Annotated in this window: 7 protein-coding genes; 6 read left to right on the forward strand and 1 reads right to left on the reverse strand. The window is 32.0% G+C overall.

Translation table 11 applies throughout. From position 1 onward, the window contains the following. Nucleotide 1 precedes the first annotated feature (1 nt). From AC6H33_RS06665 to AC6H33_RS06690, 6 genes are read left to right on the forward strand one after another with little or no spacing between them, the layout of a single operon-like run. The gene (locus AC6H33_RS06665) at nt 2-1,078 is read left to right on the forward strand and encodes a hypothetical protein (RefSeq protein WP_497604105.1); all 1,077 of its coding nucleotides are present in this window, start codon (nt 2-4) and stop codon (nt 1,076-1,078) included. Next, entirely contained in the window at nt 1,079-1,732 is a 654-nt protein-coding gene (locus tag AC6H33_RS06670) for a hypothetical protein (RefSeq protein WP_497604106.1), read from the forward strand. A gap of 14 nt (nt 1,733-1,746) precedes the next feature. Beyond that, a complete protein-coding gene (locus AC6H33_RS06675) occupies nt 1,747-4,035 on the forward strand; it encodes a TolC family protein (RefSeq protein WP_497604107.1) in 2,289 nt (762 codons plus the stop codon). After that, complete coding sequence (locus tag AC6H33_RS06680; RefSeq protein ID WP_497604108.1) at nt 4,032-6,122, forward strand: EAL domain-containing protein; 2,091 nt, start codon at nt 4,032-4,034, stop codon at nt 6,120-6,122. The genes AC6H33_RS06675 and AC6H33_RS06680 overlap by 4 nt, the downstream gene beginning before the upstream one ends. Before the next feature lie 9 nt (nt 6,123-6,131). After that, on the forward strand, nt 6,132-6,626 hold the full coding sequence (locus tag AC6H33_RS06685; RefSeq protein ID WP_497604109.1) for a hypothetical protein: 495 nt from the start codon (nt 6,132-6,134) through the stop codon (nt 6,624-6,626). Beyond that, a complete protein-coding gene (locus tag AC6H33_RS06690) occupies nt 6,623-7,525 on the forward strand; it encodes a tetratricopeptide repeat protein (protein WP_497604110.1) in 903 nt (300 codons plus the stop codon). The genes AC6H33_RS06685 and AC6H33_RS06690 overlap by 4 nt, the downstream gene beginning before the upstream one ends. On the opposite strand, the gene AC6H33_RS06695 is transcribed toward AC6H33_RS06690, so the two are convergent. Then, a complete protein-coding gene (locus AC6H33_RS06695) occupies nt 7,522-8,334 on the reverse strand; it encodes an HDOD domain-containing protein (protein WP_497604111.1) in 813 nt (270 codons plus the stop codon). The genes AC6H33_RS06690 and AC6H33_RS06695 overlap by 4 nt on opposite strands. Nucleotides 8,335-8,358: the final 24 nt, after the last annotated feature.

Below are 8,358 nucleotides of genomic sequence, written 5' to 3' on the forward strand. Positions count from 1 at the left end.
AATGAGAAGATTAAAAATACTTAGAGTATATGCAATTTTATGGCTATTTATATTTTTTATTATATTTAACAATTTTGAAATGCTGTATGGGTTTTTTCTCTCAACAATTGCTTTTAACGTATCGGTTATGACTGTACTTGGTATTGGTTTGATGATTATAATGAAAGCATCAATTGACTTAGTTATGCTCACAGGCACTTTTGCAGTAATTAGATATAAAAAAGATGATACATTAGAGTTTTATCTAAGTGGTATAGATAAAATATTTCCAGAAAACGTAGCAAAAATGTTTTCAAAAAGAGCTTCTCATCACAATGTATATTTTACGCATACAGAAGCAAATGATGTAGTAGAGTGGCTTCAAGAAAAATTTGTAAATCAAAAAAGTTATGTTGGTTTTTTCGTAAGCATGTGTTTGATGATTGGTCTACTTGGAACTTTTACAGGTCTTCTAGCAGCACTTAATGAGATGGGGGCAATCGTACTATCTCTAAAAGGTGATGTAAATATCGGTGAAATTATGAAGCGACTAAACAACCCTATCGTTGGTATGTCTGTTGGTTTTGGTTCATCTCTCTTTGGAGTTGCTGCTGCGATTATCTTAAGCATCAAGGGTTATATTTTAGAAAAAAATCAAGCAAGTTTTATAGAAGATGTTCAAGACTGGATAAACTCTCTAATCATAGAGAGTGCAACAACTAGCGAAGATGGTGTTGTATCTGGTGGTGGTTCAATGTCACAAATGATGGATGTTTTTACAGAAAAAATGAGCAGTTTTACAGAAAATATGGATAAATCAAACAAATCAAATGAAGCTATGTTAAAAATACTTCTGCAAAGTATGGATGGCGAATCAAAATCAGCAAAAGATATGATGGTAGCACTTGAGAAGATTGCCAATGGAACAAAAGATTTAAATATAAACCAGTATCAAAGCTCAAAAGCACTTGTGGAGACTATTCAAGACCTCTCAACTGCGACAATGAGTTCAAATAGAAATTTAAAATCTATACTAGAGTTACAAGAAAAAAATAATCAAATATTAGAAGAACTACTACAAAATTCAAGGCTCAAATAGATGGCAAAAAAGCATTTAGAACCTTTCAATCCTTGGCCTGGATTTGTTGACCTTTTTGCATCTGTCATCATGGTTGTTCTAATCTTTATGCTTGTTCTAATCGTAAACATAACTTACTACGCACAATTCAAATATAAACTCTCTTATACAGGTTCCGCTGCTGTTCAAGAACTCTCAAATGAGCCTATAATAAAAAAAGAGGCTATTTTAGAAGAAGCTCCACAGATAGAAGAAAATGACTCTATAAAAGATTTACAAGCCGTCGCTGGTATGGACTTGACAGTTGCTGATAACAATCTCACAAGACAAGAGAACATAATCTATGATGATTGGATGTTAATAAAGTACCATAATAAAGAGATAATTCTAGATCAGCAAACCATCAAAGATGTGGCATCATTTTTAGAAAAAGTAAAAATAAAATTTCCTAAACATTACATCTCTATATTTACAGCGGAGCCAAAAAATCAAGTTAGTGCATCAATATCTAAGCAAATTGCTCTCTCAAGAGCGCTAAACATTAGAAATCTTATCCGTTCAAAAAATTACAAAGATGATGATGTTATTGTTAGGCTAAAAGATAAGATTCCAGATGCACAAAGTGTAGATTATGATTCTGGATATGGAATCATTATGGTAAATACAAAAAAATGATGGTTTATGAAAATATGAAAAAAAATACCCTACTCTTTTTAAAAATTAGTTTCATAACTCTTTTTTTAAGTGCAAATTTAAATGCTAAAGAGCCTGATACTGGATATAATTTAAATATTTTTTCAAAAGATTTAAGCCCTTCTACTGCAGAAAAAAAGCCTCAAGAAACTAAAAATACTCAAGATACAAATGAAACAAACGTAAAAATTGAACTTATTGACGCTGTTTTACAAGCTGTCTCTATTAGCTACAAGGTTAAAGCCTCTAGAGAAAAAATGATACAAGCAAAACACAATATCGATATAGCATATGGCAGCTATCTACCTTCACTTGACGCTACCTATACAAAAATAAGAACGCAAGAGAGACCAGGAAACTTAACTCCTGAACAAGTTTACGCAAGCTCAAAATACTTTGATGATGAAAAATACGCACTTACTCTCTCTCAAAACATATATGCAGGTGGAGAAACACAAAATGATATACAAAGACTAAAAGCACTCTACTCTGTTGCAAGAACTGATTTTGAGAGACTTTTAGAAGATGAGATAACAAAAGCAATAACGTCTTATATCGATGTTGTCTTTACAAAAGACTCAGTAGAAGCAAATAAAAAAAATATGGAAGCTCTTGAGACTATATTTGAAATAGTAAATGCAAAATATGAAGCAGGTGCCCTATCTATTGGTGAATTAAGTAGTATAGAGGCAAGTGTATCAAATGCAAAATCACAACTCTCAAAAACAAATTCAAAATACAATAACGCACTTGAATATTATAAATTTATAACTGGCGAACTCTTTAAAAACACTACTCCTTATGAGAAAATAGTTCATGTTGATGTTACTCCGCTAGAGAGTGTTTTAGAGAGTATTCCAGAGAAAAATAGTGCGATTAAGAGCTATAACTACTCAATACTGAGCAAAAAATTTAATCTCAAAAAGAACGAGGCTGCATTTAAACCTAAAGTTGACCTTGTCTTAGCAGCAGAAAAAGTATCCGATCAAGAAAACTTTGAAAAAGTAGAAGATAGCTATATCGCAAAGATACTTGTTAGTTACAATATTTTTAATGGAAACAAAGATAAAAATACATACTTAAAAAACTTCTCATCTATACAAGAAGTTACATTTGAAAAAGAAGCAGAGATGCAGAAGATAAAATGGGAACTTGAAAAACTATACACATCTATAACATCTCTACAAGAAAATCTCTCAAATGTAGAAAATGAAGTTGATTCTTCTAGAAAAATGGTAAGTTCATATTGGGAAAGTTTTAGAAATGGTGAGCAAGATTTGCACGTACTACTTCAAGGGCAAAGACAGCTAAATGCTGCGGAATTAGCACTTGTTCAAAGCCAACAAGACACTATGAAAGACTATTTTTCAATCCTAAAACACTCAGGCGGCCTTTTAGCATATTTTAAAATTGATACTAATGAAGCAAATTTTATAGATATGGCAAAAGCTTCATACAGAGCGCAATACAAACCAGAAACAAAAAACTCTCCACTGCCTAAAAAAGCTCCAATAAGCAAAGATGATATAAATGCCACTGAGATTGCAAAGATTGCACATACTCCTAAAGAGAGTGAAAAAGAGCTCACGCAACTGCTCTCGTTTCATGAGAAGTTCTTAATTGAAAGTCCAGATAAATTTACAATAGTTTTAGATGGATTTGCGACTCCGCTTGAAGCGCTAGAGAAAATTTCTGAGCTAAACATCTCTAAAGAGTCATTTATATATGAACATTTTGAAGATAAAAAAATAAAAACAAAAATAGCATTTGGTATCTTTGACCTTAGTGAAGATGCGAACACCTCATTAAAGAAAAAACTCTCAAATGAGCCACAAAACAGAGTAGAAATCTCAAATGTAAAAGAAGTACAAGATGAGTTTAAAGAGTTCTCGACACTCTTTTTCATTGATGCAAACAATATACCAAAAGTTATTCTTCCGCCAAAAGTAGAAAAAGTTCCTGAAGCGCCTTTTGAGACTGACCTTGCATTTAAAGATAGATTTGTAAACGCTCCTAAAGATTTTTTCACTATAAATATAACAACAACCTCTTCTATAGACTCGGCGGCGAAACTAGTAAAAGAAGAGGATATAGCGCTAGAGAGTTTTGTTTTTAAATTTGGTAAAAATGGTGAGTGGTATAAACTTATGTATGGCATTTATCCAACTTATGAAGAGGCAAAAACTGCATTAGAATCTCTTAAAAAACTAGGCACTGCTTATCTGCCTGTAATAGAGAAAATATCTCAAAAGCAAGAGTTATATAAAAGGTTTAATGAAAAATGAAAAAGTTTCTTTTTTTCATCCTTCTTATAGCTCTCTCTATTTTTAGCAGTGGTTATTTTTACTACTTTTCTTTAGTTAAAGAAGAAACCTTTAAAAAAGAGTCTTCCCTAGAAGCTATGAAAAAAGAGTTGCTAGAGTCTGCACATGAGAGTATTACATCAAAAAATCTTTTTTTATTTGAAAAAATAGTTACAAACCTTCAACAAAGAAGTGATTTAAGAAACGTTAATATTAAACTAAAAAAATACTATTTAAATGATGAGTTACTTCTAAAAAGCGTTGCTTCAATTGATGCTTCTTGGAGCATAATTGAAGTATCAATGGATGTTATGCAAGGTGTAATTGAGTATATGCCAGATGGCGGTTACGAGATTTTAGTAAATGATAAAGAAAATCTTGCCTCAAATATAACAATTAAATTTCAAGTAGAAAAAGATTCTACAATTAAAGAGTTTCTTTATATATATGCAACACAAAAAGAGATTAAATCAAATCAAAGCGCAATAGAACTTAAAAATATAAAATATGAAGATAATGACTTTGTTCTTGAGTATGATTATGCTGATATGGTTATAAATAAAGAAGATATAGCTGAAAAAACATACTTGTTTTTGATAAATATTTTATTTATCACTATCTCTCTTCTTGTTTTATTTATCTTAATTTACAACTATATCATCCGCCCTAAATTTATAAAAACCATAGATTCACTAAATATATATATAAAAAATACACTTGATGGAAAAATCATAAAAGAGCTCTCTGTATCAAAAGAGCTCTCAAATGAGTTTGGAGTGTTAAACGAAAACATTATGAACATAGCAAATAATTATTTGAGCCTATCTAACGAGTTAGCCATCAGTAAAGATATTATTTATCAAAAAGAGAGAACTGACGAACTAACAGGATTGCCAAACAAAAAATCTTTTGAAAATGACCTCAAGTATATGTTTATCGCAAATAAAAGTGGCTTTATTATCCAGTTAAAAATAGACAAAATAGGATTATTTACAAATAACTATGGGCCAGAAATTGTAGATACTTTGATTGAAGATTTTTCACATTTAATCAAAAACTTCTTAGATACTAACCCAAAGTATGATGGGGTTATTTATCGCTTTTTTGGTGCTGAGTTTGCTATGATTATCTATGATGTTAACTCTCAAGAGATAGAAGATATGCTAAGAGACATTATAAAAATAACTGAGAGTCTTAGTCATAAGTACTACTTTTTTGATAATAGAGTCTACTATGGTGCAACACCATTTGATAACTATGGTACAATCGAGTCAATTCTACAAAGTACAAGAGACACTTACGAGAGTGCCATCAAAGAGAAATCAAAGTACTACTTTATAGCAGATGAGAAAAATCAACAAGAGCTAAATGACAAGCTCGAACACACGGTAAAAGACATTATCTCTCGCAAAGATTTTGTATTGCAGTACCTGTATGATACTTATGATTTTCACTCATCGCCTCAGTTACTTATGCAAGAAGTCTCTCCACTTATCATTGACAGTTTAACTTTTGAGAGTATTCCTAGTAGTAAATTTTTATCTGTTGCAGAAAAACTCGGCTTTATCAGTGATTTTGACAAGGCTCTTATAGAAAAAGTACTTGAGCAGATAGAGTTTGGTGAACTTACACATAAAATCTCCATACCACTATCCGTTACATCACTCTCAAATCAACTCTTTTTATCTTGGCTTGAAGAGGCTCTAAAGTCAACTCCTTATAGAGAAAATCTTATCTTTGTTGCTCATAGTTATAGTATTGTTAGTAACTATAATAAGTTTGTCTCTTTTTGTAGTTTTCTTAAAAAGAATGAGCTTGAATTTATGATAAAGCAGTATCATATATCTGATTTGGAACTAGAAAAACTCTTGCCTCTCTCTCCTACTTATCTAAGATTAGAGAGAGCCTACTGTCAAGATTTTAAAAGAGATAGTTCAAAACAGCACATCGTAAAACAGATTGTTCTCTTTTGTGATGAAAATGGGATCAAGGTTCTTGGGGACTCTGTTAAAAATGAGCAGGACTATTTGGCATTTGAAATGCTTGGATTATATGGAACAAGCAGATAAGGAGCTTTTATGAAAAAACATCTACATCTTTTACTACTTTGTCTCTTTTTAAATGTATCACTTTTTTCTAATGATGATTTAAATGTTTCTGCAAAAATATATCAAAAAATTGATGAGCAAAAAATTTTTAACATTATAAAAAAGATATATAGAGAAGAATCTACGGAGTATATAATCGATACTACGTGGGATAAACTTCATATAATGGAACGCTCAACAAATGCTTTTTTAACGATTGGTATGCAGGTTGATAATATTATTTTATCGGTTGTACCGACAGAAGATAAAAACAAAACTCAAATGCACCTAGAGATTTTTACAATGATAGAAGATGAAAAAACTCTTACACCGCCAGACTCTCTGGCTCATAAGATTTTTTGGAATCGTATCGATTATGCTCTTGGTTTGGATGAAAATTGGCTCTATTGTGATAAAAATTTTGATTCAATCTTGCATGTTGCATATCCATATTGTGATATAAAAAAAGATGAACTTCTGCCATGATAAAAAGATACGCTCTCGTACTGCTTCTTCTATTTTTATCTTTAAATGCAAACGATACTTTAGCGCCAAAAATTACTGCTTTTTTAAAACAAGCCGATAAAGGAGACATAAATGCTATGTACAACCTTGGTTTTTGCTATTTTTATGGATTAGATACAAAACAAGATTATAAAAATGCTCTTGTGTGGTACAAAAAAGCTTCTGAAGCTGGTCATCTTGAAGCTACAAACAACATCGGTTATATGTATGAAAATGGTTTTGGTCTGATTAAAGATAAAACATTGGCTCTAAAGCATTATAAAAAAGCAGCAGATGGCGGACTTGTTATAGCAAAGCTAAATATTGGGCTTTTTTATGAAAAAGATCCTACAACACAAAACATGAAACAAGCATTTTTTTGGTACAAAAAGGCTGCTGAGGGTGGAAATAAGGTAGCACAAAACAACCTTGCAAAGCTCTACTATAATGGTGTTGGAACTTCTACTGATTATCAAAGAGCGTTTTTTTGGTTTCAAGAAGCTGCTTGGCAAGAGGACCCATTGGCGCAGTATAATCTGGCTATGATGTACTTCTCATCTGAACATGTCTCTTATGATAGAGATAAGATACTATTTTGGTTAGAAAAAGCCGCTCTTAATGGAAGCGTACATGCACAAACAAAGCTTGGAGATTTTTACGCTCAAGGAGAAGTTGCTCCAAAAGATTTAAAAATTGCTTTTGACTACTACATAAGAGCGGCTACACAAAACTACCCAAAGGCAATGTTTCAAGTTGGCGTATTTTACTTTTATGGGCATGGAGTAGCAAGAGACATTTTAAAAGCCAAAGAGTGGATTTTAAAAGCTACTAAAACTGGCTACGAAGATGCTATATTGTTTCAAAAACGAAACAATATCTAATCTAACTCTTCTTGCATTTTTCTTATGATACCCTCGAACTCTTCTGGTTTTAAGTTGTATTGTTTTGCATACTCTAGTGCGGCTTGAATAGACTCTTCTTTAAAGGGAGAGACGATATTGCAAACAAGATTAACAGCATGTATGATGTGACTTACTTCTAAACTGTTGTTATCTGCATTTAGAGGCTCATCTACATACTTTATATCATCAATTAACTCTTGAGACAACCCCCACTTCTGAAATATAGCAGCTGTAATCAACGATGTAGATGAGTCAAGATACTTTCTCTCAACTTCACAGATATTTATACTATCTTTTACCTCTTCATAAAACTGCTCACTAAGACCCTTCTCTTTTAAAATTCTAGCAATTACAAATTTACCTGTTTCTAGTAAAAATGTTGGAAGCATAAGTCTCTCTTTTAAATCTGGGTTTAAAACATTTGCCCATCTTGTAGCTAGCATCACCGCCCTACTCGCAGTACTTAAAAATGCATCAGAGTTCGCACCGTATGGTTCAAGAGAAGTCTCAACAAGGTTTTTTATAGCACTACCAAGAGCTACTGAAATAGTAAAATTTACACCCATCAAACTCACAGCCATTTGTGATGTCTCTATCTTTTTTTTAAACCCAAACATCGGCGAGTTTGATACTTTTAGTAAAGTTGAAAATATAAGAGGATCACCACCTACTATCTTTGCAAGTTCCGCTGGACTTTTGTCCTCTTTTCTCTTAAATGTATCTATCTGTATAACTGTTTGTGGTAAAGGCGGTAAAGAGTCTATCTGAGCCAATATATCGTGTTGCATCTATCTGTTTCTCCAAGTTAAAAT

The sequence above is a fragment of the Sulfurimonas limnophila genome (assembly GCF_059705345.1).

What these genes read in the sequence shown, in the direction of transcription:
- AC6H33_RS06685 (WP_497604109.1), top strand. Translation starts at nt 6,132, where the DNA reads ATGAAAAAACATCTACATCTTTTACTACTTTGTCTCTTTTTAAATGTA.
- AC6H33_RS06665 (WP_497604105.1), top strand. Translation starts at nt 2, where the DNA reads ATGAGAAGATTAAAAATACTTAGAGTATATGCAATTTTATGGCTATTT.
- AC6H33_RS06680 (WP_497604108.1), top strand. Translation starts at nt 4,032, where the DNA reads ATGAAAAAGTTTCTTTTTTTCATCCTTCTTATAGCTCTCTCTATTTTT.
- AC6H33_RS06690 (WP_497604110.1), top strand. Translation starts at nt 6,623, where the DNA reads ATGATAAAAAGATACGCTCTCGTACTGCTTCTTCTATTTTTATCTTTA.
- AC6H33_RS06670 (WP_497604106.1), top strand. Translation starts at nt 1,079, where the DNA reads ATGGCAAAAAAGCATTTAGAACCTTTCAATCCTTGGCCTGGATTTGTT.
- AC6H33_RS06675 (WP_497604107.1), top strand. Translation starts at nt 1,747, where the DNA reads ATGAAAAAAAATACCCTACTCTTTTTAAAAATTAGTTTCATAACTCTT.
- AC6H33_RS06695 (WP_497604111.1), bottom strand. Translation starts at nt 8,334, where the DNA reads ATGCAACACGATATATTGGCTCAGATAGACTCTTTACCGCCTTTACCA.